The organism is Bifidobacterium myosotis, assembly GCF_002259745.1.
GTDB lineage: Bacteria > Actinomycetota > Actinomycetes > Actinomycetales > Bifidobacteriaceae > Bifidobacterium > Bifidobacterium myosotis.
In genome coordinates, this window is the sequence record NZ_MWWW01000009.1 from 31,626 (window position 1) to 57,922 (window position 26,297).

18 protein-coding genes are annotated in these 26,297 nt (G+C 61.6%); 8 read left to right on the forward strand and 10 right to left on the reverse strand.

All coding sequences use genetic code 11. From position 1 onward, the window contains the following. Positions 1-370: 370 nt before the first annotated feature. From BMYO_RS05015 to dnaA, 7 genes are all read right to left on the reverse strand, one after another. On the reverse strand, positions 371-895 hold the full coding sequence (locus BMYO_RS05015) for a DUF3566 domain-containing protein (protein ID WP_094667428.1): 525 nt from the start codon (positions 893-895) through the stop codon (positions 371-373). 68 nt (positions 896-963) lie between these two features. Next, entirely contained in the window at positions 964-3,645 is a 2,682-nt protein-coding gene (gene gyrA, locus BMYO_RS05020) for a DNA gyrase subunit A (RefSeq protein ID WP_094667451.1), read from the reverse strand. Between the two features lie 118 nt (positions 3,646-3,763). Then, positions 3,764-5,854 (reverse strand): DNA topoisomerase (ATP-hydrolyzing) subunit B, encoded by a 2,091-nt coding sequence (gyrB, locus tag BMYO_RS05025; RefSeq protein WP_094667429.1) that lies wholly within the window; start codon positions 5,852-5,854, stop codon positions 3,764-3,766. A 262-nt stretch (positions 5,855-6,116) separates the two neighbouring features. Continuing rightward, a complete protein-coding gene (locus tag BMYO_RS05030) occupies positions 6,117-6,587 on the reverse strand; it encodes a DciA family protein (protein ID WP_094667430.1) in 471 nt (156 codons plus the stop codon). Then, positions 6,584-7,870 carry a DNA replication/repair protein RecF gene (recF, locus tag BMYO_RS05035; RefSeq protein WP_094667431.1) on the reverse strand — a complete coding sequence of 429 codons (1,287 nt, stop codon included), beginning with the start codon at positions 7,868-7,870 and terminating at the stop codon, positions 6,584-6,586. Before recF ends, BMYO_RS05030 begins: the two co-directional genes overlap by 4 nt. Next, positions 7,870-8,994: a DNA polymerase III subunit beta gene (dnaN, locus tag BMYO_RS05040; RefSeq protein WP_094667432.1), complete on the reverse strand. Its 1,125-nt coding sequence runs from the start codon at positions 8,992-8,994 to the stop codon at positions 7,870-7,872. Before dnaN ends, recF begins: the two co-directional genes overlap by 1 nt. A gap of 809 nt (positions 8,995-9,803) precedes the next feature. Further along, positions 9,804-11,303, reverse strand: a complete 1,500-nt coding sequence (gene dnaA, locus BMYO_RS05050) for a chromosomal replication initiator protein DnaA (RefSeq protein ID WP_094667433.1) — start codon at positions 11,301-11,303, stop codon at positions 9,804-9,806. 323 nt (positions 11,304-11,626) lie between these two features. On the opposite strand from dnaA, the gene rpmH reads away from it, so the two are divergent. The 8 genes from rpmH to BMYO_RS05090 all read left to right on the forward strand — a co-directional run bounded on the left by rpmH (position 11,627) and on the right by BMYO_RS05090 (position 17,782). Next, positions 11,627-11,761 (forward strand): 50S ribosomal protein L34, encoded by a 135-nt coding sequence (gene rpmH / locus BMYO_RS05055; RefSeq protein ID WP_055427958.1) that lies wholly within the window; start codon positions 11,627-11,629, stop codon positions 11,759-11,761. A 35-nt stretch (positions 11,762-11,796) separates the two neighbouring features. Next, positions 11,797-12,147, forward strand: a complete 351-nt coding sequence (gene rnpA / locus BMYO_RS05060; protein WP_094667434.1) for a ribonuclease P protein component — start codon at positions 11,797-11,799, stop codon at positions 12,145-12,147. Positions 12,148-12,151: 4 nt separating this feature from the next. Further along, positions 12,152-12,469: a membrane protein insertion efficiency factor YidD gene (gene yidD / locus BMYO_RS05065; RefSeq protein ID WP_169834052.1), complete on the forward strand. Its 318-nt coding sequence runs from the start codon at positions 12,152-12,154 to the stop codon at positions 12,467-12,469. After that, on the forward strand, positions 12,463-13,473 hold the full coding sequence (gene yidC / locus BMYO_RS05070) for a membrane protein insertase YidC (protein WP_094667435.1): 1,011 nt from the start codon (positions 12,463-12,465) through the stop codon (positions 13,471-13,473). Before yidD ends, yidC begins: the two co-directional genes overlap by 7 nt. A gap of 122 nt (positions 13,474-13,595) precedes the next feature. Next, entirely contained in the window at positions 13,596-14,123 is a 528-nt protein-coding gene (locus tag BMYO_RS05075) for a Jag family protein (protein ID WP_094667436.1), read from the forward strand. A 276-nt stretch (positions 14,124-14,399) separates the two neighbouring features. Next, positions 14,400-15,065 (forward strand): 16S rRNA (guanine(527)-N(7))-methyltransferase RsmG, encoded by a 666-nt coding sequence (rsmG, locus tag BMYO_RS05080; protein WP_094667453.1) that lies wholly within the window; start codon positions 14,400-14,402, stop codon positions 15,063-15,065. A 261-nt stretch (positions 15,066-15,326) separates the two neighbouring features. Next, entirely contained in the window at positions 15,327-16,304 is a 978-nt protein-coding gene (locus BMYO_RS05085; protein ID WP_094667437.1) for a ParA family protein, read from the forward strand. A 164-nt stretch (positions 16,305-16,468) separates the two neighbouring features. Continuing rightward, a complete protein-coding gene (locus tag BMYO_RS05090; RefSeq protein WP_420807292.1) occupies positions 16,469-17,782 on the forward strand; it encodes a ParB/RepB/Spo0J family partition protein in 1,314 nt (437 codons plus the stop codon). 850 nt (positions 17,783-18,632) lie between these two features. On the opposite strand, the gene BMYO_RS05095 is transcribed toward BMYO_RS05090, so the two are convergent. The 3 genes from BMYO_RS05095 to BMYO_RS05105 all read right to left on the reverse strand — a co-directional run bounded on the left by BMYO_RS05095 (position 18,633) and on the right by BMYO_RS05105 (position 26,250). Continuing rightward, positions 18,633-19,718 (reverse strand): NAD(P)/FAD-dependent oxidoreductase, encoded by a 1,086-nt coding sequence (locus tag BMYO_RS05095; protein WP_169834053.1) that lies wholly within the window; start codon positions 19,716-19,718, stop codon positions 18,633-18,635. A gap of 389 nt (positions 19,719-20,107) precedes the next feature. Continuing rightward, positions 20,108-23,938, reverse strand: coding sequence for a murein biosynthesis integral membrane protein MurJ (murJ, locus tag BMYO_RS05100; RefSeq protein ID WP_094667440.1), 3,831 nt, complete (start codon positions 23,936-23,938; stop codon positions 20,108-20,110). After that, positions 23,935-26,250 (reverse strand): DUF6049 family protein, encoded by a 2,316-nt coding sequence (locus BMYO_RS05105; protein WP_094667455.1) that lies wholly within the window; start codon positions 26,248-26,250, stop codon positions 23,935-23,937. Before BMYO_RS05105 ends, murJ begins: the two co-directional genes overlap by 4 nt. Positions 26,251-26,297 lie beyond the last annotated feature (47 nt).

Genomic DNA, 26,297 nt, shown 5'->3' on the forward strand with positions numbered 1-26,297 from the left:
AGGGGGCTGCGCCGGTGGTGGGTGATGGCTTCCGACGTCCAGCGGATTCGGAGACGTCGGTATGGCTGCGCCGGCGGTGTCAGAGTGATAGCTTCCAACGTTCGACGTATGTATTTGAAGCGTCAAGTAAGGCTGACGCCGGTGGTGTGAGGGGGGTGGCTCCCGACACGCTCAAGGCCGCTCGGCCAAGCCTACGGTCGGGAGCCACCTCCCTCACACCACCGGCTCGTGTCTGATAATCCAGCATCCAAGGTTCAACGGCCAGAAGACTGGATGCGGGAACATCGAACGAACATGCGGGAAATACGGTGATGGCCCGTCTCCCAGCACTGGGGAGACGGGCCATCACCGTAATAACAAAGGCGGAAACTCAGTCGTCGCCGAGCGTGACGTGCACGCCGCCGACCAGCGTGCTGACCACGTTGTAGAGCAACGCCACGATGGTGGCGAGCAGCGTGATGATTACGACCTCGATGATCGAGAAGATGGTCACGGCCGACACCACGGTGGGCAGGGACAGCACGTTGCCCAGATCGAAGGCGTCCGCATCCAGACCGGTGGAGGAGACGATCTGGGTGATCTGGTTGAACACACCGACCGCATCCAGCAGCAGCCACACGATGGTGGCGGCGACCACTTGGATGATGGCGCCGGCGATCGACAGCAGGAACGAGACCTTGGCCACGGACCAGGCGTCCACGCGGGTCAGGGACAGGCTCATGCGGCGGGCGCGCGGCGCCGGGCGGCGCACGGCCGGACGCACGGGCACGGTGCCGGACGGCGGCAGCGTGGACTCCTCCGGGTCGCTGGAAACGGAGCGGGCCACACGCGGTGCAGCTTGATCGCTCTGGGGCTGGATCGCCGAGGGCTCGTCGTTTTCGAGATTCTCGCTCATCGTTTCTCCTTCAAGGGCTTGTCGGTAGCCTCGTTGCTAGCGAGGCTACCAGTGTTTCGGGACGCGGTTCACGCCTGTTCCGGGTTGTTCACATTCTCGCCGGATTGGCTCGCCGCAGCGGTCTCGCCGGTGGCGTCGGCAACGGCGGCAGCGCCGGACTCGCCGGCCGCCGCATCGTCCTCGTCATCGTCCCGTTCCTCGTTGCGGGCGATGGACAGGATCTCGTCGCCCTTGTCGGGCTTGGCGAACGTGACGCCCTGCGTGGTGCGGCCGGTGCGGTTGACCTCGGCCACGTCGGAGCGGATCACCTTGCCGGACTTCATGATGGCCATGACCTGATCGTCCTCGCCGACCACCAGCGCGCCGACGAGCGAGCCGCGGCCCTCGACCAGCTGAACGGCCTTGATGCCCAAGCCGTTGCGGCCCTGCAGACGGTATTCGCTGATGGCGGTGCGCTTGGCGAAGCCCTCGTTGGTGACCACGAAGAGGTCCTTGTCGGAGTCCTCGGGCACTACGTCCATGGCCAGCAGGCTGTCGTCGTCACGGAACTTCATGCCCTGCACGCCGGCGGTCTGACGGCCCATCGGACGCAGCTGGTCGTCGTCCGCGCGGAACTTGAGGCTCATGCCGAGCCTGGAGACCAGGATGATGTCGTCCTCGGCGTTGCACAGCGCGGCGCCGATGAGCTCGTCGGCGTTCTCGCCGTTGTCGTCGGCCATCAGTCGCACGGCAATCAGGCCGCCCTGACGCGGCGAATCGTATTCCGCCAGCGGCGTCTTCTTGACCTTGCCGGAACGCGTGGCGAGCACCAGGTACTTGGCCACCTCGTAGTTCGGGATGGACAGCACGGTCTGGATGGTCTCGTCCGGTGCGAACTGCAGCAGGTTGGCCACATGCTGGCCCTTGGAGTCGCGTGAGCCCTCGGGCAGCTCGTACGCCTTGATGCGGTAGACGCGGCCCTTGTTGGTGAAGAACAGCAGCCAGTTGTGCGTGGAGGTCAGGAAGAAGTGGTCCACCACGTCGTCCTCGCGCAGCTTGGTGCCCTTGATGCCCTTACCGCCGCGGTGCTGGGCGCGGTATTCGTCGGACTTGGTGCGCTTGATGAAGCCGGAGTGGGTGACGGTGACCACCACGTTCTCCTCGGCGATCAGGTCCTCGACGTTCATCTCGCCGGAGAACGGCAGGATGCGCGTGCGGCGTTCGTCGCCGTACTTGGTCACGATCTCGTCGAGCTCGTCGCCGATGATCTTGCGCTGGCGTTCGGGCTTGGCCAGAATGTCGATGTAATCGGCGATCTTGCGCTGCAGCTCCTCATGCTCGGCCACGATCTTGTCGCGGTTCATGCGGGTGAGCGTGCGCAGCTGCATGGCCAGGATGGCGTCGGCCTGCACCTGATCGATGTCGAGCAGCTTCATCAGGCCCGTGCGGGCGGCATCGGTGTCCTCGGATGCGCGGATGAGGGCGATGACCTCGTCCAGCATGTCAAGGGCCTTCAGATAGCCCTGCAGGATGTGGTCGCGCTCCTCGGCCTCACGCTTGAGGTAGGCGGTGCGGCGGGCGATGACGTCGAGCTGGTGGCCCACCCAGTGACGGATGAAGGCGTCCAGCGAGAGCGTGCGCGGCACACCGTCCACCAGGGCCAGCATGTTCGCGCCGAACGTCTGCTGCAGCTGGGAGTGCTTGTACAGGTTGTTGAGGACCACCTTCGGCACGGCGTCGCGCTTCAGCACCAGTACGAGGCGCTGGCCTGTGCGGCCGGAGGTCTCGTCGCGCATGTCGGCGATGCCCTGGATCTTGCCGTCGCGCACGGCCTCGCGGATGGAGGCCACCAGACGATCCGGGTTGACCTGGTAGGGCAGCTCGGTGACCACCAGGCACATGCGGCCGTTGATCTCCTCGGTGTTCACCACGGCACGCATCGTGATCAGGCCGCGACCGGTGCGGTAGGCCTGTTCGATGCCCTTGTGGCCGAGGATCGTGGCGCCAGTGGGGAAGTCCGGTCCCTTGATGATGCGGATGAGGTTGTCCAGCAGCTCCTCGCGGCTGGCGTCCGGGTGGTCAAGCGCCCAATGGACGCCTTCGGCCACCTCGCGCATGTTGTGCGGCGGGATGTTGGTGGCCATGCCCACGGCGATGCCGGCGGAGCCGTTGACCAGCAGGTTCGGGAAGCGTGCGGGCAGCACCTTCGGTTCCTGGGTCTTGCCGTCGTAGTTCGGGGCGAAGTCGACGGTCTCCTTGTCGATGTCGCGCACCATCTCCATGGCGAGCGGAGCCATGCGGCACTCGGTGTAACGCATGGCGGCGGCCGGGTCGTCGCCGGGGGAGCCGAAGTTGCCCTGACCGTCCACGAGCAGGTAGCGCATCGACCACGGCTGGGCCATGCGCACGAGGGTGTCGTAGATGGCGGCGTCGCCGTGCGGGTGGTACTTACCCATGACCTCGCCGACCACGCGGGCGCACTTGCTGTAGCCGCGGTCGGGGCGGTAGCCGCCGTCGTACATCGCGTAGACCACACGGCGGTGGACCGGCTTCATGCCGTCGCGCACGTCCGGCAGGGCGCGTTCGACGATCACCGAGAGGGCGTAGGCCAGATAGGACTCGCGCATCTCCTGCTGCAGGTCCTTGCGCTGGATGCGCTCACCGGTCATCAGGCCATAGTCGGTGGTGTCGGCCTCCTGCGGGCTCAACGGCTCCATCGAGCCGTCCGGGGTGAACTGCTCGTCGCCATTGCTGCCGTCGGCGTCGCTCATGCCGCCCGGCACGTTATTCGTTTCGTCTGCCACTTATTACCGTTCCTTTGGTGATATCTGGCTCCCTCTCTCTGAGGGGAGCCAAGGGATTGCATTCTCCGCTCGCGGAGGATGCGCGTCACGCATCGATCCAGCGGACGTTCTTGGCGTTGCGCTGGATGAAGAGCCTGCGGGGCTCCACTTCGTCGCCCATGAGCATCGAGAAAGTCTCGTCGGCGGCCGCCGCGTCCTCGATGTGCACCTGCTTGAGGATGCGGTGCTCGGGGTCCATGGTGGTCTCCCACAGCTCCTGGTAGCTCATCTCGCCCAGACCCTTGTAGCGCTGGATGCCCTCGCCCTTGGGCAGTTGGCGGCCCGCCTCCTTGCCCTCGGCGAGCACACGGTCGCGTTCGGCGTCGGTGTAGACGAAGTCGTGCGGACCCTTGGTCCACTTGAGGCGATACAGCGGCGGCATGGCCACGTACACGTATCCGGCGGTGATCATCGGGCGCATGTAGCGGAAGAACAGGGTGAGGTTCAGCGTGGCGATGTGCGCGCCGTCCACATCGGCATCGGCCATGATGATGACCTTGTGGTAGCGCACCTTGGACAGGTCGAAGTCCTCGCCGTAGCCACCGCCGACCGCCGTGATCAGCGATTCGATGGTGTCCGACTTCATCATGCGGTCCAGGCTCGCGCGCTCGGTGTTGAGGATCTTGCCTCGCAGCGGCAGGATGGCCTGCGTGATCGGGTTGCGTCCCTGGATGGCGGAGCCGCCTGCGGAGTCGCCCTCCACGATGAACAGCTCGCACTCCTCCGGGTTGTTCGACTGGCAGTCCTTGAGCTTGTCCGGCATGCCGGCGGATTCGAAAATGGACTTGCGGCGCGTGTTCTCACGGGCCTTCTTGGCGGCAAGACGAGCGCGGGAGGCCTCGATGGCCTTCTGGATGATGTTCTTGGCCTCGCTGGGGTGGGCGTCGAACCAATCGCCGAGCTTGTCGGTCATCACGCGCTGCACGAAGGCCTTGGCCTCGGAGTTGCCGAGCTTGGTCTTGGTCTGGCCCTCGAACTGCGGGTTGGTGAGCTTGACGGAGACCACGGCGGTCAGTCCCTCGCGCACGTCGTCGCCGGAAAGGTTCTCATCCTTGTCCTTGAGGATGCCCTTCTCGCGTGCGTAGCGGTTGACCAGGCTGGTCAGCGCGGCGCGGAAGCCCTCCTCGTGGGTGCCGCCCTCGGTGGTGGAGATGGTGTTGGCGAACGTGTGCACGGACTCGGAGTACGCGGTGGTCCACTGCATGGCGAGTTCGGCGGAGATGCCGAGCTTGAGGTCCTCGGCCTCGAAGCTGATGACCTCGTCCTCCACCGGCGTGGCCTTGCGGATCTTGACCAGATAGTCCACGTAGTCCTGGATGCCGTTGGCGTACTGGTAGGTGACGGTCTGATGGGTCTCGCCGGCGTCCGGCACGTCGTCGCCGGTCACCTCGTCGCCGGCTTGGTCGTTCTCGCGCAGGTCGGTCAGGCTGATCTTGAGGCCCTTGTTCAGGAAGGCCATCTGCTGGAAGCGGGAACGCAGCGTCTCGAAGTCGTAGACGGTGGTCTCGAAGATCTTCGGGTCCGCCCAGAACGTCACGGACGTGCCGGTGGACTCGCCTTCGGCCATCGGCTCGCCCTGCTTCAGGCGGTCGGTGGGGTGCTGGTCGATGTACGTCTGGGTCCAGTGGAAGCCCTGACGGCGCACCTCGATCTCCACACGGGTCGACAGGGCGTTGACCACGGAGATGCCCACGCCGTGCAGGCCGCCGGAAACGGCGTAACCGCCGCCGCCGAACTTGCCGCCGGCATGCAGCTTGGTCATCACGGTCTCCACGCCGGACATGCCCTCGCCGGGCACCTCGTCCACCGGGATGCCGCGGCCGTCGTCCACCACGCGGATGCCGTTGTCCGGCAGGATGGTGACCTCGATATGGCTGGCGTATCCGGCCAGCGCCTCGTCCACCGAGTTGTCCACGATCTCGTAGACCAGATGATGCAGACCGCGCGGTCCGGTGGAACCGATGTACATGCCCGGGCGGATGCGCACCGCCTCAAGTCCCTCGAGCACCCTCAGATCGGAGGCCTCGTAATGTTCGGGGGCCATGGATTCATCCAGCTCACCCTCCGTGAGCTCCACATTGCTGATGCGATCGCTCGCCGCCCTCAGCTGCTCCTCTTTGCTGGTTTCGTCTGCCAACAGGCTTCCTTCCGTAACTTCAAGGTCAGCCCCGCAAATGACGGTCACGTTCGGGGTGATATGGCTTAGAACGCTCGTAAAGGGCTCCTCCAGCCGTTTGACCATGCTTTATGTATTTTACTCGTTTCACACGACGAGCGCCATAGCGAGGCTCCTACAGCCTCGCATGCCATCTGCGGCGACCGTCCGCGGCGACGACGGTCACGGCATCGGCAGTATCGGCGACGACGGCATCACCGGGGGATCACCTGGCCCACCGGCATCACCGCCGACGGGCCCACTTCCTGGTGTATCCGGCGGCGGGGCCGGTCACGCGTATCTCATTGATGGTCAGGCCTTTGAGATTGCGGCGGATGGTGTCGGTGAGCTGGGGGATGAGGTAGGTGAGCTGCGTGGCCCAGACCGTCGATTCGGCGCGGATGACGAGCACGCCGTCGGTGAAGTCCGCCACGGCCGAATGACGGGCGACGCCCTCGCCCACCACCTGATCCCAGTGATTGCGCAGCTGCGCGAGCTTGAGGTTGGTGGACCACACGCCGTTGCCGGCGATGGTGGACATCACGTCGCCGAGCTCGGCCGGATCGCGCCCCGGCTTGCCGAAGTTCTCAATCGACTCCTCGTTACGCCTGCGACGGTCCTTGAGGAGCGCCCCGCGCCGGGAGAGACGTTCGAATACCTCAGCCGGCAGCGCGGTGGCGTCCAGATGCAGGGCCTCGGCGATCGGCGGCATCATGACCGTGCCCCGTCGGCAGTCGTCCCAGTTCCGGCACCCTCCCCGTTCTCAGAAGAGGCCGAGCTGTCATCAGGCTGCAGCAACCCTTCTTTTCCCCACTGAGGTTCGGTCATTCGCTTTTCTCGCAAACCGGACAATAAATCCATTATCGCTGATTCGTTGGAATCCGGGCCCACAAGCGTCCCGACGTCGATGAGATGCGCGTCCCGATGCGTGGGAACATCGCCCTCGGCGGCCACGGTGATGAGCACCTGGTCCTGACCGTCCGCGAAATCGAGGATCTGACGGCGCCGGCCGTCATCCAACTGGGCGAACACATCGTCGAGGATGACGATGGGCTTGATGCCCAGCCGTTCGCGCACCACATGGAACAACGCCATCTTGAGCGCCAGCGCCATCGTCCACATCTCGCCGTTCGAGGCGAATTCGCGGGCGGCCATCCCGTCCAGATCCAGCTGCAGATCATCGCGCTGCGGACCGATGAGGTTCACGCCGCGAGCCACCTCACCGGGGTAGATGCGTTGGAAATGCTCGCTGATCTCCGGATGTGGATCGTCATACACGAGCACTTCCTCGAATGACGGCGCATAGGCGAGCCGCACCTGTCCATGGCGGTCGGACAACCGCTCGTACATCGAGGCGAACGGCTCGGCGAGCAGTTCGATCACGCGCGCCCGCATCCGGGTCAGGGTCATGCCGGTCTCGATGAACTGTCCGGTCCAGATCTCCAACCCGCTCAACTGCGCATCGACCGGACGACCGGCGTTCGCGTTGGCGCCGAGCTGCTTGAGCAACGTCGCGCGCTGTTTGCCGATGCGGGTGAACTGCTGCAACGCCGCGGCATATCCGGGCTCCAGCAGCGCACCGGCCTGATTCAGCATCGACCGACGGCTGCCCGGATCGCCCGCGACCAGCCGCTGATCCTCCGGGGTAAAGCTGACGGAGGGTATCCGCCCGACGATATCGCGCAGATACAGCGATTTTCCGGAGTTCACGCGGGCCCGGTTCGCGCCGCGCGCGTGAATCGACGCCTCATACGTGACCGGTTCGTCATCGAATACGACGTTCGCGCGGATCGTGGCGGTCGATTGCCCCCGCTCGATCAGCGGCAGGGTGCTGGACGTCCGGTGACTTGCCCCGGTGGACAGCACCTCGACGGCCTCGACCAGATTGGTTTTGCCCAACCCGTTGCGGCCGACCATGATATTGACGCCCGGAACGAAATCGACCACTACCTGACTCCATGAGCGGTAGTGGTCTAGGGCAAGACGGGAGATGTACATCAGCTGTTGAACCGCATGGGCACCAGCAGGTAGCGGTAGTCCATCGATTCGTCGGAGTCGGCCTCCTGCTGGCCGTTGAACTCGACCGGCTTGACCGGCGTCGTCATCTTGACGCGGACGAACGGCTCGGCGATGGCGGACAGACCCTCCTTCAGGTAGGACGGGTTGAACGCCACGGTGATGTCGTCGCCATCCATGTCCACTTCCAGCGTTTCGTTGGCCTGGGCCTCATCGGCGGAACCAGCGGAAAGCTGCACCTCCTGACCGGAGAAGACCATGCGGATCGGGGCATTGCGCTCGGCCACCAGCGCCACACGGCTGATCGCATCGAGCAGATCCTGTCGGCTGACCACCGCCTGGATCGGGTAGTCATCGGCGAACAGGCGATCGACCGCGGGGAACTCACCGTCGATGAGCTGCGAGGTGGAGACGCGGCCGGCGTTCTCGAAGCCCAGCAGCGTGGGGGAGTCGGCGTCGAAATCGAGTCGGATGTTCTGGTGCTCGTCGAGCGAACGGGCCACATCCTTGAGCAGGGAGCCGCGAACCAGCGTGGTGGTTTCGACGTTCGCGTCCTGCGGGGTCCAAGTGAAGGTGGCACGGGCCAGACGGAAGCGGTCGGTGGAGGTCATGACCACCTTGTTGCCCTGGAACTGCATGCGCACGCCGGTCAGCACCGGGCGGTTCTCCTCACGGGAGACCGCGACACATGACTGGTTCACCGCCTGCACGAACGTGGGGGCATCGACCTGGCCCAGCGCCGGCGGGACAGTCGGCAGATCCGGATATTCGGCGTCCGGCATGAGCTGCAGGGTAAACGTCGACTTGCCGGAAGTGATGGTCAAGGTCGATTCGTTGGTGACCAAGTAGGTCTTCTCGCTGCGCAGCGACTTGGTGATGTCCGCCAGCAGCTTGCCCAGCACCAGTGCCGAGCCGGATTCGTCGACTCCGGCTTCGATGTGGTGCCGAGCCGAAATCTCGTAGTTGAATGCCGAGAACTGAAGCGTGCCATCGATGGCTTCAAGACGTACGCCGGCGAGAATCGGGTTGGATGGGCGCGCGTCGATGACGCGTGAGGTCCATGCCACTGCGTCGGCCAAGGCTGTGGTGTCGATTTCGACTTTCATGAGTGCGTGTTTTCCCTTCGTCGGTTGTGCTGAAGAACATTCTAACCGCTGGCCGGTTGGCTGCCGTTCATAGGGACCTTCGCGGTTATCATGGCGACGATGAATTCTTAAGCACGGTAGGTAATAGCCATAATAAGGGCGGTGGATAGTGTGGATAAGTGGGGTTGAGCCCTACTGTCGCAACGGTTGATAATTCGTCGCAGAATGTGGATAACTTCTGTATAAACGGTGGATAACTAGCCGACTTATCCACAGCCTCAACGGCCGGGAATGGTTTTCCACCATCGAGCCTCGATTATGCACGAGTTTTCCACCATAAAATCCGGGGTAATCCACGACTTATCCGCAGAGTTTACCCACATTTGTGAATAACTATGTGGATAACTTTTCCCTACTTTTGGTTTCCGTACGGCGTGTTGCGCACCCGTTTCGACTGGGAGAATCGATTTCAGAGACCGTTTTCGAGGGTTTTCCGGCAGGCTCGAACGAAAGTGCCGAAAACGTTCTTCAGAACGCATTCTCCTCGATAGAGTCTGCGGATGCGACGCTCGACGGTCGAAAGATGACGCGATCCAGCAGGCTGCGCGCAGAACTCGTCCATGCTTGCAGGACGGCTGTCGGCGCAGCTGACTGGGGAAGAGACGTCGGTGGCAATGCCCATGCCGCCGTTCGCGGGCGGCAACCCGTGAAGACCCGTGAAGACTCCCATCCACCAGAATCGATTCCAGCGAACGAAAACGGCCCTTTCCCCGAACGACTCGGGAAAAGGGCCGAAAACGGTCTGTCAAACGGATCGTGCGGGACGGCAATCAGTCGCTGTTCTGCTTGAGTCGCACGGTGAGCTCCATCACGTAGTTATAGATCTCCTGCTTCTGCTGCATTTCGTCGCTCACGCGGGTGTAGGCGTGCATCACCGTGGTGTGATCGCGCCCGCCGAACACCTCGCCGATGTCGAGCAGGCTCATGCTGGTCATTTCGCGGGCCAGATACATGGCGATCTGCCGTGCCAGCGCCACGTTCTTGGTGCGCGAACGGCCCACCAGATCGTCGAAAGTCAGGTGGAAGTACTTGGCCACCTGACCGATGATGTCGGTGGGTTTGATTTCGACATCGGTGGTGAAGAAGTCCTGCAGGGTCTGTTCGGCCAGTGCGCGGGTGACGGGCTGGTTGCTCAGCGAGGCGACGGCGGTCACGCGGGTGAGCGCGCCTTCGAGTTCGCGGATGTTCTCCGTGAAGCGCTCGGCGATGAGGTCGAGCACGTCGTTGGGGATTTTGGAGCCGTTCATCGAGGCGATCATGCGCAGGATGGCGATGCGGGTCTCGAGGTCCGGCGGCTTGACATCGACGGTCAGGCCGGATTCGAAGCGGGAAATCAGGCGCGCCTCGAAGCCCTTGAGGTTCTTGGGCGCCACATCGGAGGCGATGACGATGCGCTTGTTGGCCTGGTGCAGCGAGTTGAACGTGTGGAAGAACTGGTCGAGGGTCGCTTCTTTGCCGCCGAGGAACTGGATGTCGTCGATGAGGAGCACGTCCACCTGGCGGTAGCGGCGGTTGAATTCGGCGATCTGGCCCTGGCTCTGGTTCGGGTTCTGCAGCGCGTCGATGAATTCGTTGGTGAATTCCTCGCTGGTGACGTAGCGGACCTTGAGGCTGGGGTCCTTGACCAGGGCGTAGTTACCGATGGCGTTGAGCAGGTGGGTCTTGCCCAGGCCCGATCCGCCGTAAATACACAGGGGGTTGAAGTCCTGGCCCGAGCCTTCGGCCACGGCCAGGGCCACCGTGCGGGCGAATCGGTTGGAATCGCCGGGCACGAACGAATCGAACGTGAAGTTCTTATTGAGATGCGTCTCCGGGTCGCGGTTCATCTTCTGCTGGCCCATGGGGAAACGCGGCTCCGACGGAGGCACGATCGGCTTGGGCTCGGGGGCGGACATGGCCGCGGCGGCGCCGAACGGCTCCTTGCCGAAATCGGCGACGGTCGGATTCGCCTCCATCGTGAACGGCTTGGCCACCGGCGTGCGTTCGGGCTCGCTGGGCGGCACCACCTTGAACGCCGGGAACATGTTCTGGCCGGTCACCGTGTGCAGGGCCTGAACCAGCGGTTCGTTGAGATCGCCTTGGATGGCGCGCATCGTGACGTTGTTGTCCACGCACAACACGATGGTCGAGCCGTACACGCCTTCGGGCACCACGCCCTCGAGCCAGCCCTTCTCCCTTGCGCTCAGCGATGCGTTATGCTTGAGCATGGTAAGGGCGTTGGCCCAGATATGAGCGGCTTCGACTGCAGGGTCGCCGGAAGCATGCACCATGGTCGTCGGCCCTTTCTTCGCTCGGTCTCGTGGATAATACAACTCTCTATGTTTACTCCGATGTGAGGAAGTTATCCACCGCGTTGCGTGTTGAAAATACTGGAATGTGAATAACAGGCATGTAATTTGTGGATAACTCTGAGCCGTGAATGCTTGATTTTCCGCCGTTTATCGGGGTGTCTCGGCGTGTCGCGCGCCGTGTCGAAATGTGAAAAAACCTCTCTCGTTTTGACTTCAGGGGAGGGGTGAGGGTAGCTTGGTATAGCTTGACTCACGTGAGGGCAGCGCGAAGCGTTGCCGAATAGACCTAGGAGCAATAGATTATGAAGAGGACGTTCCAGCCGAACAACCGTCGTCGTCACATGAAGCACGGCTTCCGTCTGCGCATGCGCACCCGTTCCGGTCGCGCGCTGATCAACCGTCGTCGTGCCAAGGGCCGCAAGACCCTGTCCGCCTGATTCGGTCGGACCATTACCACAGCGGCATAGTCGAGGTGGAGCGGCTGCAAAGCCATCGTGATTTTGTCACCGTGCTGAAGCGCCGGCGCAAAGTCGGTGGCAAGGACATCGTCGTGCACTATCTGGTGCCCGACGACGCTCATGATGAGGAACAGGCGACGTATCGTCGTCTGGGTTTGGCCGTATCCAAATCCGTCGGCAAGGCCGTTACACGCAATACCGTGAAGCGCCGCTTCCGGGTGCTGGCCAGAACCCATGAGGATCTCCTGCCCGAACGCTGCGATATCGTGTTGCGCGCGAAGCCGAGCGCGGCTGCAGCGTCGTATTCGTCATTGGACGAGCAGATCGCCAAGGCGTTCGCCACTGTGGCGCGAAAGACGGCGTGACATCATGACTTCTCTCAGGGCGGTGTTGATTGCGGGAGTGCGCTGGTATCAGCGCACCATTTCCGCGAACACACCGCCTTGTTGCAAGTACTACCCCAGCTGTTCGAACTATGCCATCGAGGCGCTCGAACGGTATGGTGCATTTCGCGGCGGGTTGCTCGCCGTGCTTCGTCTGCTGCGTTGTCGGCCGTGGAGTCGCGGGGGAATCGACGATGTGCCGCAGCGGTATTCGATTTTCTACAGATTTTCGTGGTCGAAGGCCCATGAGGAGCCTCGGCTGACACCATTGGCCCACACTCAAGGAGAGGCCCATCGATGCTAAACCAAAACGTGTTCTACCTCGATACCGGGTTCTGGGGATTCTTCTATAAGATCCTCACCCCTATCGAGTGGCTGCAGACCTGGATTCTGAAGCTGGTGCATGATTTCTTCGTCATGCTTGGCATGAGCCCGATCGGCGTCTCGTGGGTCATCGCCATCATCTGCCTGGTGCTGGTGGTGCAGGCGGGCATCTTCCCGCTGTTCTACAAGCAGATGAAGTCGATGCGCAAGATGCAGGCATTGGCCCCGAAGATGCAGCGCATCCAGAACAAGTACAAGGGCAAGACGGATCAGGCCTCCAAGGAGGCCATGAGCCGCGAGATGATGAAGCTCTATCAGGACAACGACGCCAATCCGGCCGGGTCCTGCCTGCCGATGCTCATCCAGGGCCCGGTGTTCATGTCGATGTTCTACACGCTTTCGGCCATTCCGTTCATCGCTCGCGAGAAGCGCGGCCCGCTTGGTGCGTTCGACGTCGATACTGCCCAGCAGTTCACGAAGACCGACGTTTTCGGCGTAGTGAGCGTGGGTGACAACTTCGGCTCCGCTTCCACCAGCGGCAAGGTCGTCATCGGCATCTTCGTGTTCCTCATGTGCTTCTGCCTGTGGTTCGTGCAGTACTTCAGCATGAAGCGCAATATGGCGGCGGCCTCGATGAACAAGCAGACCGAGACCATGCAGAAGATGATGCTGTGGGTCTTCCCGCTTATGTACATCTTCTCCGGCACCACCATGCCGTTCGCCGTGCTGGTGTACTGGCTTACCAGCAACGTGTGCAACCTGTTGCGTACCCTGTGGCAGGTCACCTACTTCCCGACGCCCGGGTCCCCGGCCGCCGCTGACAAGGAGAAGCGCGACCATCGCCGCGAGAACGAGCGCCGCGCCAAGGCCGGTCAGCCTTCGCTTGAGGAGGAGGCGTTGCAGAAGGCCAAGGAGGAGGCCGCGCGCAAGGAGACTCAGGGCTACCAGCGTCAGCAGCCGGTGAGGAAGCGAAAGAAGAAGTAACGGATCGCGAAGCGGGTGTCCGGTGTTTCACGTGAAACACCGGACACCCGCGACACTGTTCACCGTTTCGGGTGGGCAGGGCTTAGACTTGGAATTCAGACCTGACGTAAAAGGAGAGGCGTATGGCGCAGGATGATGGAAAGACGATTGATCAGCTCAATGAGGAAGCTGACATCGCCGCAGATTACCTTGAAGGCCTGTTGGACATCGCCGACTACGAAGGCGACATCGAGATGGGCGTACGCAACGATCGCCCGACGGTGCAGATCGTCGCCGATGATGACACTGACATCAAGCATCTGATCGGCCGCAATGGCGAGGTCGTGGATGCGCTGCAGCAGCTCACCAGACTTGCCGTCCAGCAGAAGACGGGCGAACGCTCCCATCTGATTGTCGATGTGGACGGCTTCCTCAAGCGCAAGCGTCAGCGCCTGCGCGACATCGCACTCGATGCCATTGACGCGGTCAAGGACTCCGGTGAGCCGGTAGACCTGAAGCCGATGAACTCCTTCGAGCGTAAGGTGGTTCACGATGTGGTACGCGAGGAAGGTCTGAAGTCTCGCTCGCATGGCGAAGAGCCGCACCGTTATGTTACGGTGTACATGCGGAGCAAGGCCGAGGACGAAGACGACGAACTTGACGAGGAGTGAGTGAGTCGTCCGAACATAAGACTTCGGTGAAAACCGACGGAATCCCCTCCCGCTGACTGTACACGTCGGCGCGGCGCCGGTGGAAGGTTTACTAGGGAGAACCTTTCACCGGCACTACGTCGACGGATGGGCGGATGGGGTGAAGTCGAATCGCCGACTATAACTCCTGAAATGAAATGGAGATGGCGTCGTATCGCACGGCGCCTTTTCCATGTATACGTGTGCATCGTGAAACCGTTGGTGTTTCACGTGGAACATAGTGCAAAGGGGATGATGATGGCGGATCAGCTGGATGGCTCGCCGGTGCTTGCCGAAGTGCTGGGTGATGCATTGCCTGCGCTGGAACGTTTTCATGCCAAGCTCGCCGAGGAGGGTGAGCCTCGTGGTTTGATTGGTCCGCGTGACGTCGATATCATCTGGGAACGTCATATCCTGAATTCGGCGGCTATTGTTCCGTATGTGCGTGAGGCCACCGCAGGAGCGAGATTCAAAACCGTGGCCGATGTGGGTAGTGGGGGAGGTTTCCCCGGTATCGTCGCAGCGGCCTGTCTGCCTGATCATCGGTTTACGCTGATCGAACCGATGGAGCGTCGCGTGGAATGGCTGAGCGAATGCGTGGACCTGCTGGAGCTGAGTAATGTTGACATCATTCGCGATCGTTCCGATGCAGTGATTGCCCAGGTGCGTAAGCGCAAAATGCATCCATTCGCTGTGGTCACTTGCCGTGCTGTCGCTCCTATGACGAAACTGTCCGGATGGACATTGCCTCTGCTGAAGACCCAAGGGCGACTGGTGGCGCTCAAAGGACGGTCCGCACAGGCTGAGCTCGATAAGGCCGCCAAGGAGATCGTACGCTTCGGCGGTCAGTCACCGCGCGTTGTCGAGGCTGTCGTGGGACCTGATCTGGAGCCCACGCACGTCGTGTTGGTGGATAAGCGCTGATGGGTGCGTTTGACATGAAACAGCAGTTATCCACAATCACGCATCGCTCGCAAAGTTATCCACAATTTTGCGCCATGCTGGTGCACAACTCGAAAAACGTTGAAAAATCAGCGATTACAAGGGTGATAAACGCGTAATATATCGTCGCTCACCCGCTGGTTATCCACAGTTATCCACATAGCATGGTGGAATTGTGGATAAACCGAAATCATGTCCATACGAATGTGAACACTGGAACTTACGTTTGTGCAAGGAGGAACGATGGCCGCACAGGATCATCAATCGGAACCGATGGAAACAGCTTCCGAAACCCTTCATCGTATTTTTGATGGGCAGGGCTCCGTGCTTGGCAATCAGATTGCCGATGAATCCTCCCGGTACGATGCGCTGAAGCATGCTGCTTTTCCGAAGCCCGCGAAGACCCGCCGTATTGCTGTGGCGAACCAGAAAGGTGGTGTCGGTAAGACCACATCCACGGTGAACATCGCCGCCGCGCTGGCCAGCAAAGGCGCGCAGGTGCTGGTCATCGATATGGACCCGCAGGGCAATGCCTCGACGGCTCTTGGTGTGCCGCATGCGTCGGGGGAGAAGTCGGTGTATGACGTCATCGAGGGACGTTCGGGATTGGGTGACGTCATGACCGTCTGCCCTGATTTTCCGTCTCTGGACGTGGTGCCGGCATCCATTGATCTGAGCGGCGCCGAGCTTGAGGTGGCGGACCTGCCGAATCGTAACACCCTGCTCAAGGAAGCGCTTGATCTGTACCTTCGTCAGTCGGACAAGCATTATGATTACGTGTTCATCGACTGCCCGCCGAGTCTGGGTCTGCTGGTGATCAATGCCATGTGTGCGGTGACGGAAATGCTGATTCCGATTCAGGCCGAGTACTACGCGCTGGAAGGATTGGGACAGCTGATTAACACCATTGGATTGGTGCAGACGCATTTCAACCCGGTGCTGCTGGTCTCCACCATGCTGATCACCATGTTTGATCGACGCACACTGCTGAGCCGCGAGGTGTATAACGAGGTCAAGGGCCATTACCCCAGCATCGTGCTTGACACCACTATTCCACGTTCCGTGAAGATTTCCGAGGCACCCAGTTTCTCGCAATCGGTAATCGCCTATGACCCTCGTGGCATCGGTGCGATTGCCTATGGTGAGGCGGCATTGGAGATTGCCAAACATTCCAAGCAGGTACTTGAGGCCATTGATGCGAGGAGGAAGCACAACTCATGACATCGAAATCTCGACTCGGCAAAGGTCTCGGTGCGTTGTTCCCCACGCTGCCGGGGGAGCAGGATGCAAGTGCTCAGCTGGAACTGTTGCCTGATGCGGACAAGCATGCGGCGGAAGACGGTTCGGACCGTGGCGGTAAGTCCGGTGTGTCCGCCACCAAGTCTGTGAACGCCGACTCCAAGTCATCGAGCGGCTCGACCAGCAAGGCGTCTGGCGAGAAGCCCTCTGGCAAAGCCGCGAAGAAATCCGCCGGCAAGCGTGCCTCGATGCCAAGCATCGGCGCCATCGCTCATCCCAGCGATTTGTTCTTCGGTGGTGAGGATGTGCCGGTGACGACTACGCCGATTGACACATTCATTCCGGTGCCGCATGGCGGCAAGGTCACTGATCGCTCCGCTGCCTCCACTCAGTCGCCTGATGGCGACCAGTCCTCCAAGGCCGGCAAGAATGTTTCACGTGAAACATCACAGGAATCGACAGCCAAGAAGTCCAGTGACAAGGATCAGCAGGATTCTCCTCAGGAGGAGCTGAAGCCGGTGGAAGGTGGCTACCTTGCCGAACTGAAGCTGGCGGATATCGGCCCGAATGCCCATCAGCCCCGTACCATCTTTGACGAGGATGATCTCAACGAGCTTGCCGCTTCGATCAAGGAAGTCGGCGTACTGCAGCCGATTGTGGTGCGTCGTCGTCCCGCCGATCAGATTGCCTCGGCCCAAGCAGCCAAGGCTGCGCAGACTGAAGAGCAGGGACATGAGGCGAACGCCAACCCGTTCTCGGGTCGTATGGACAGCCCGTACGAACTCATCATGGGTGAGCGTCGTTGGCGAGCTTCGCAACTCGCCGGCTTGGAGACCATTCCGGCCATCGTCAAGACGACGGCTGACGACGACATGCTGCGCGACGCCTTGCTGGAAAACCTGCATCGTGTGGCGCTGAATCCGTTGGAAGAGGCGGCCGCCTACCAGCAGATGATCGATGAATTCGGTCTGACGCAGGCGCAGCTGTCGAAGTCGGTGTCCAAGTCCCGTCCGCAGATTGCGAACACCTTGCGACTGCTGAACCTTCCGGCCGCGGTGCAGAAGAAGGTGGCGGCCGGCGTGCTGTCGTCCGGCCATGCGCGCGCGTTGCTGGGGCTCAGCGATCCGGAGGAGATGGACAAGCTCGCCTCACGCATCATTGCGGAGGGACTGTCCGTTCGCAGTACCGAGGAGATCGTTTCCATGAAGATCGCCTCGGGGGAGCAGCCCAAGAAGCCGAAGACCTCCAAAACCAACCCGTGGGTCGGCTCTGCCATTCAGCAAAGCCTGGAGAATCACTTCGACACCAAGGTGTCCATCAAAGGTACCCAGAAGCACGGTCGCATCGAGATCGTCTTCTCGTCGCCCGAAGACATGGATCGCATCATTCAGCTGCTTGTTCCCGGACAGAGCGGAACCGAAGCAACCGATGCCAAGACGTCCGAAAGCCATTGGGTCTGATATTCTGACCTGATAATTCTGGACTATTAACCATTTGCGGTATTGGCCGCTGCTGGACTGACGTGGGCATCTCCCAACACACTCAAGGCCGTTCGGCCGAGTCTACGGTTGGGAGATGCCCACGTCAGTCCAGCAGCTCTCCTTCAGGGGATACTTCCACTTAATGTCCTGCGTCAGAAGTTCGCTAACGAATTCACTTACCCCTCAGACCCGCTTCGCGGGCCAGCTCGTCCTGCAATTAAGGACGCGGTTCGCGCGTGTTTTGCTGGCTCGCCTGTCGGTTCGCACGTCGCCTGCAAACAGCTCCGCTGTTTGCTTCACGGCAACGTCCTAACAAGGGGATCCGAAATATATGCAATGAGTTTTTGGCGCAGGACGCTAGGCCCATACTCAACTCTCATTCTCGCGTATTCAAGAATGAGAGTTGAGTGGCTTTTCCCGTAATGCGACGAGTTGGTGTATGTGGGCTTGGATTGCGACTTCGCTGTTTATGGGCTAATCGGTGATGTTGATGCTAACCGCTGTCGGGTTGGGGAAGGTGTTGTCCAACACACTCAAGGCCGTTCGGCCGAGCCTACGGTTGGACAACACCTTCCCCAACCCGACAGCTCCTGCAAGGGGATTTCTGATAGGCAATGTAGCCATCCATACAAGAACACTCAATACGAAGGTTTGTATAACGTTGTGGGGTTGATGGAGAGGGCTCCCAACCGTAGGCTCGGCCGAACGGCCTTGAGTGTGTTGGGAGCCCTCTCCATCAACCCCACAACGGCTATGAGTCACAGCCGTGCATTGGTCATGGCAAATACAAAAGAAGTCCGGTAAGCCGTCACTTCCAGCGCAGGAGAAACTACTCCAGATAAGCTTGGGCATCGAGGGCGGCGCGGCAACCCATGCCGGCGGCGCTGATGGCCTGACGGTAGGTGCGGTCCACGCAGTCACCTGCTGCAAAGACACCAAGCGCAGATGTGCGTGTGCTGCCACCATCCACGAGGATGTATCCGTCATCATCGCGTTCAACCAGATCGGCCGCAAAATCGGTGGCGGGGGTGTGACCAATGGCCACGAACACTGCGGCGCAATCCAGATTGCTTTCCTCACCGGTGACGGTGTTGCGCAACGTGACGCCGGTGACGTGCTTCGGCGGTTGCTTGGACAAGCCCGCCAACAGTCCGGCGTGATTGGCCAACAAACCGCCGCCCAGAGCATTCGCTACAGGGCTCACCGCATTGGACCCGGCAGTCTCGGACTGTGCTGCATCCGCACTTGCAGGGGAGTCGGTGCCGCTCTCGATGGCGGTGACGATGGTATTGGTCACCAAGGTCAGCTTAGGATTGGCCTTGGCACGGTCAACCATGATTTGCGATGCGCGGAACGTGTCGCGCCGATGAATCAGCGTGACGGACGAGCCGAAGCGCGTGAGGAACAACGCCTCCTCGAAGGCTGAGTCTCCACCGCCGACCACGACGATTGGCTTGTTGCGGAAGAAGAAGCCGTCACAGGTGGCACAGTACGAGACGCCATGACCGGAGAGCTCCTCTTCGCCGGGCACGCCGAGCTTACGCACATTCGAACCGGTGGCCACGATAACCGCAGCGGTGTCAAATTGCTCCCCGTCCGAAGTCGTCAGACGGTATAGCGGCTTATCGCCTCCTTGAGCGGGAAGCACCTCCACGGACACCACATCGTCCGCAAGGAACTCCGCGCCGAATCGCTTGGCCTGTTCCTTCATACGATCCATGAGATCCGGACCCATGATGCCTTCGGGGAATCCGGGGAAGTTCTCTACTTCCGTGGTGTTGACGAGTTGGCCTCCCGGTGCCAGAGCGCCGGTGATGAGCAGCGGATTGAATCCCGCGCGTCCCAAATAGATGGCTGCGGTATATCCGGCAGGACCGGAACCGATAATAATCACACGATGTTTCACGTGAAACATTCTCACATCTTCGTAAGACCTTCAGCTGATGTTGAACACTACGACTACCGAATCCTTGCCGTGAGTTCATTGGCGGACCTATTGGTCTATCCCGTACTTGTCTGAGTGGTGGTGGTCCCCTCTGATGAAGGGACTGGCAGCGAAGCTGACTGGGGGGAGAGATAGGAGATGCAGTACTCGATTATTAGCGAGACGGACCACTATGACGGACCACTATGACGTGACACCATCCGTATGCTATTCGGTCGGAAAAGTCACTTCAATGGGAACAGGTCTCTTCGGTACCTCTGCTGACCTATAAGAAAACCGGCCTCCCGTTTATTCGGGAAGCCGGTTTTTCGAGGGGCTATATTCAGGACCTCATTCGCGCCATCCGATGAAAAACCGGATTAGAATACCTCCACCTTCTGGATGTAGAGCTGGTTCTGCGGCATGCTGTCGGTTGGCACCCACAGGATGAGGTCCTGTGCGTTCACCGTCTTGGTGAACTTGATTTCGGTGGTGCCTCCCTCGGCGAAGGTGAACTCCGCAACCTGCTCACCCTGTGTCGGATCGCCGGTGGTGTTCGCGCGGATGTACCCTTTACCACCCGACGTGCGGATGGTCACCGTCATGCGGTAGACATCATGCGGCTGGTCGAGATGCAGATAGTACGCGTAACCCGACTGTCCACCGGGATTGGTCAGGAAGTTCGCGCTGGAGATGGTGTACGGCGTATTGTTCACATGCTTCGGGGTGGGGACGGCCTTCGAATCCTTATCGGCCGTGGTCGCCTTCTCGCTCTTCTTGGACTGGGAATCGGACGAAGAGGAACCGTTCGTTGTCTGGCTGGAGTCGGAGGAGGACGACTGGGAGGACGAATCCGATTCGTTATCACCGGATGCGGAGGACCCGGTGCCGCTGCCGAATGGGACCTGGCTTTCGTCGAACTCGGGCCACTGGCCTGCGGCTGCGGACTTGCCGGTGGAGACGTCAGCGGGGTTGCTGGAGCTGTCGCGGAAGGCGATCACGGCCCAGACCGTGGCGGCTGCGACCACCAGCACGGCAACCACAATCGCCACCACCTTCGTGGTGAAGTTACCGAACAGATGCTCATTGGGCAACTCCGCGTCCACGGTCTTCTTCGGTGGATTCTTCGGTTCGAAACTGGGCGGGATGGCTGCGATTTCAGCGATGCGCGCCTGTTCCTCCTCCAATGCGCGCAGGGACTCCTCGCCCGGAGCCACCTCGCGGCCGGCGGCATCGAAGATCGGGATGCGGCTCGTGGTCTCGCCCGGTGCGGGTTCGGCAAGATTGCCGGTCGGAATCGGGACGGTCAGCCTCGAGTTGCCCACGGCAGCCGAGGTGGGAGCCGGGTTGAACGTGCTATACCAATCGCCGGTATCCTCGCCGGACAGATTCTCATCCTGCCAGGCGTTGGACAGATTATTGAAATCGAACAGACGACGTTCGTCCTTCTGCGTGCCGTTGGCCGCACCGTTCTTGCCGGTGGCATCCGGCAGCGGAACCGCCGGCATCGCGATATTCGGCGCGCTGGTGTTGATGGACAGCGTCGGCAGTTGCTGGCTGCTCACCAATCCGGCGGGAATGGGATTCACGTCCGATTCAGCGACCGGCTGCAACGGCGCCGTGGCGATCGAGCATTCGCCATCGACGTTCGGCAGGGCGATATCCGTGGAGCTGTTCGAGCCCATATCGCTCAGCGGCTTCCAATCACCCAACAGCGCCTCAAGTTCAGCAAGGGAGGCCATGGGCAGCGTCGGATCGTCCGCCTCGATGAGGTTCAGACCGCGCTTGAGAATCACCCGGAACTCACCTGGAGTGTCCATGGGCAACTGGCTGAGGTCGAAATGCGGTTCGGCCTGGCTGGGCGAATGCGTCAGCAGGGCATACAGCAGTGCGGCAAGCTGACGGATGGCCACTTGCTCGGGTCCTTCCGGCTGGCGCGACTGCTGTTGTGCGACGCCCAATCCCAAGGTGTCCGCCAACAACGGCGTGAACGGGGCGTCCGCGATTTCCACGCCCGAGGCGGTCAGGCGCACGGTGTCGGTGGTGATGGCCTCGTTGACGGGAGACCCGGCCAGCATCGGGCGAATGGCCTGCAGGGTCTCGCCGATGATGGAGCGCATGGCGTCATGGCTCAGTACATTGCCCGCCCCGGCCAGGTATTCGGAAACGGACAGGCCGCGATCCAGCGGCATCACGGCCAGCAGCACGCCAGCCTGCATGCGGTACTTGAGCACCGGTACGTGGTGGGCCGGCTTGGTGGCCACGATACGTCCCGCGATGTCATCGACCGTGGTCAGGACCTGACTGTTGGACACGATGAACAGCTGGCAGTCCTTCGCCAGCACACGGTCGTTCGCCTTCCACGCTGCGATGCCGGGTTCCTCGCGCAACGAGGACACCAGCGTGTATCGGTTGAGAATGGTATCTCCCAGCTGCGGTTTCATAGGCTCATCCGGCTCCGTATGGTTGTTGCTGATATTAGGAATTGACGTTGATATTCTATCCGCCGGGCTGGCCTTGGGGATAGTCCCAGAGGATGATGCCGCGCGCTTGCCCCGCCCCAATCGCGCGGTCACCGCCTGCACCGCACCGGTCAGTTCGGGCGTACGCAATATCCACAGCATGCCCACATATACCACGGCCAACACGATGGTGAGCACGACGCAGATGCCCAATGCGGCGAACCACCCCATGTGACCGCCGGTATGACGGATGCTCACGCCGAACAGATCGGTGACCGGGCCCTTGAGCAGCCATGTGACCAGACCGGCGACCACGGCGGCCGCCACGGCCTTGGCGTAGGTGATGATGATGCCGCGACCGCCCAGATGGCCGTCGAATCGCCTGCGCAGCATGATGAGTGTGGGCGGCAAAGCCAGGAACGCGCCGATGGTGACCGAGCAGGCGATCCACGTCACCCAGTGCTCGGGTGGCAGCGCCATCACGCCTCCGATGATGAACGCCGAGACCAGACCGTACTGCAGCAATGCGGACAGGAACGGATGAAGACCGTCCTCGAAGGCATAGAACGTGCGTTGGATGAGCAGGAATGCGGAACACGGCGGGATGCCCACGGAGAGGGCCGTCAGCGCATAGGCGATGAGCATCGTCTCGTCCATCGACACCGACGGCAGCAGCGCGCGGATGATCGGTTCGGGGAAGACGATCATCGCCGCGGCGAAGAACATGAGCAGCAATCCGACATTGTTGAGCGCGCCACCCAGATCCCGGCGGGCCTCATCCAGATCCCGCGCCGCCACGGATCGCGAGATCTTGGGGAACATGGCGGTGGACACGGAAACGGCGATCAGCGAATACGGCAGCACGAACAGCGTGTAGGCGTTCTGGTAGGTGGCGTTGCCGGCCACGGAGAACAGGCTTGCGCCGGTGAGATCATGCGCGTACTGCGGTGCGAGCGTGGCCGCACGGGTCAGCACGATGCCGGAGATTTCGCTGGTGATGACCACGCCCAGCGAGCCCAGCGCCACCGGTCCCATGGCCTTGAGGCCGAAGCCGGTCAGGCCGAAACTGGGCCGGTACTTGAACCCGATGCGGGCCAGCGGCAGGAACAGAATGAGCGCCTGAAACGCCACGCCCAGCGTCCAGGTGCCGGCCGTCAACGCGATTTTGTCGGCGGTCCAGAAATCGAGCGGCTGCTCGTTGGCTTTGCCGAACAACATGATGAACGCGGCGAAACCCGCACAGCTGATCACATTCGCTCCGGTGGAGCTCCATGCATAGGTGACGAAATGATCGCGTGCGGCCAGAATCTGCCCCAGCACCGTGTACAGGCCGTAGAAGAACACCTGCGGCATGCACCAGAGCGTAAACGCGGTGGTCAGCGCAATCATCTGATGATCGCCGCCGCCCACGTACAGCAGCGTGAGCAACGGTGCCGCGGCGGCCATGATCAGGGTCATGACCAGCAGCAGTCCGATGGCCAGTGTGATGAGTCGGTTCAGTCGCTCCTGAGCGTCCTTCTCCTTCATCGTGCGCACGATCTGCGGCACCAGCACGGCATTGAAGATGCCGCCCGACACCAAGGTGAACACGGATTGCGGAATCATCGATCCCGCCTGATAGGCGTTCGCGGCCAGACCGGTGGTACCAATCGCCGCAGCCAGGAGAATCGTGCGCAGCTGACCGGTCACGCGGGATGCCGCGGTGCCGGTGGCCATGATCAAGGAGTTACGGCCAACGGTGGAACTCATTCGTCGGGGTCCTTCTTACGGTTGAACTGACGCCACAGGCCCATGATGCCCAACAGCACTGCGAAGCCGATGATGACGAAACCGCTCATATCGCTGATGCGCATCACGCTGGTGATGGCGGTGTCCTGCACGTTGCCGAAGGCGCGACCGTCACGATCGGCGAGTGAGACATGGGCGGTGGTCGATCCGGAGGTGGAGACGCGGATGGTGAAGGAGACCTGCGCCTCGCCATTCGCCGGGACGTCGACGGTGGTGGACCGCGAGGTCACGATCTGCATGGAATCGGTGATGGAATTCACCGTGACGCTGACGGCATACGGAAGCTTGTTGCTGATGGTCACCGGCATCTTCGCGGACTCGCTGAATACCGACACCGATTCGGATGGGGTGATGGACACCTTGCCCAGCAGCGTGTCCGCCATGGCGCGCGTGGCGTTGACCATGCGTTGGGCGGTGTCGTTTCGGCTGGTGCCGGATAACGCGTGCAGCGCGAAGTCATCGTGGGCCGCAAGCAGGGAGACCACCCACTCGGTCGGGTCGCCGTTACGCGAGGCCGTATCCTTGGCATCCTGCCGGGCGAGGGCCTGCGGGTCGAGCGCGGGGGAATCGGAGTCCACGCCCTGCTTCAGCACTGCTTCGCCCAAACGCAGGATGTCCTTGCGACTGCCGTTCAACTGATCCAGCACGGTTCGCGTACCGGATTGCGCGGATGCATCGGTGGCGGCATCGCTGAGGTTGACCGTGTCGCTGACGCTGTATGGTTCGGTCTTCGCCATGGTCTCAAGATCGGTGAGACGCAGCCAGGAGGCCTGTTCCAGAGCGCCCATCACCTGATCGACCCATCCGGACGAGCTGGCTCGGGAGAAGGTCATGAGCAGATTGCGTGCGGTATACGGCTGTTCCATCTGATAGAACGCGCTTTGCGCCAGAAGCCGGGCCAGTCGGCCGGCGTCGCTGGTCTCGCCCGCGGCGTCCTTGCTGGTGGCCTGTCCCTGGGCCAATGCGCTGAGTTCCGCCTGTTCCTTGAGTACGGTCACGTCACCGGCGGAGGTGTTGACCACATAGGTGCCGGTGTGCACGGTATCGGTGGTTTCCGCGTCGAACGAATCGTCCGCGATCACCGTGGAATACCCCTGCTCGCGGGCCTTGGTCAGGGCCTTGAGCGACCAGCCGGCGTTGCCCTGCCAAGCGTAAGTGGTGACGGACTTGCCGTTGACCAGCGCCTTGGCCTGGTCGGCATTCCATTGCGCCTCGTCCACGCCGGCCTTCCGATACGCCCGTTCGTTGCCTATGGCGGTGTAGGCGGTGATGTCGAAATCGGCCGGTTGCATGATGCCGGCCATGATCGGCTCGATGTTCGCGGCGCGCAAATACAGCGGATCGGCCACCACCTGCAGGTTGCGGTGTCGCTCGGCGACCTCCATCAGCGTGTGTGCGGAATCCTCTTCCTGCTCGGACAGCGTCACGGGTTGCGGGTCGGTCTTGGTGGATTCGGTCTTGCCGGAGCCGGTGCTGTTTCCGCTGCTTCCTGCATTGCCGTTGCCGGCTGCTGCGTCGTTGCCGCCACCGCTCGAGCCCGAGTTCGTGCCGGCATCCGAAGATTCGCTGCCGTTGCCGCTACTGTTGCCGCCGATCGTACCGGGTTTGCCGCTGCTGGTGGCGTTGCCATTGGTGCCATTGGTGGTGCCGGTGCCGTTCTTGTCGGTGATAAGGGCATCCACCACATCGGTATCGGCCTGCCATCCGTCCGCGGTCAACGGCATGGCCACGGTAAGGTTCATGGCCGGCGTCTGCGCGGTATCAAGCCCATCCGCCGATCGCGTCAGAAAACTCGTCAGGTTGGTGAGTATTTGCCCATCGGCGATATAGGAGATCAACAACGGTTTGGGCCCCCATGTGCTGATGGCCGCAAGCCCCTGATGGTTGGACGGCACATCAAGCGTGACGGAGACGGTCGAGCCGGGAGCAATGACCGGCACCTGCACCGAACCCAGCCCGTTCGGCGTGGGAATCGGCGCGTCCCCCTCGGCCCAGGCTTGGATATCCGTGCGCGACACGAACGTGAACAGGGCGTTGACGCTGACATCAAGTCGTCCGGCCGGCGTGGGCTTGTCGTTGTTGTTGGCGACCATCACCGTCACATGGAATCCCGACGAATCGGTGACCACCGCCGTGCTTCGCTCGATGGTGAGGGACTGTTTGGGCCGGTTGCCGATGTCGCCGGCGTCACCGGACCCGTCGATCTGACTCGAGCCGGCCGGATCGTCCGTGTCATCCGCATGGACGGGGAGCGGGGACGCCACCAGCGCCACGAACGCGAGCAGCACGATCAGCGTGCGCGCGAGGAGCCCGTGATGTC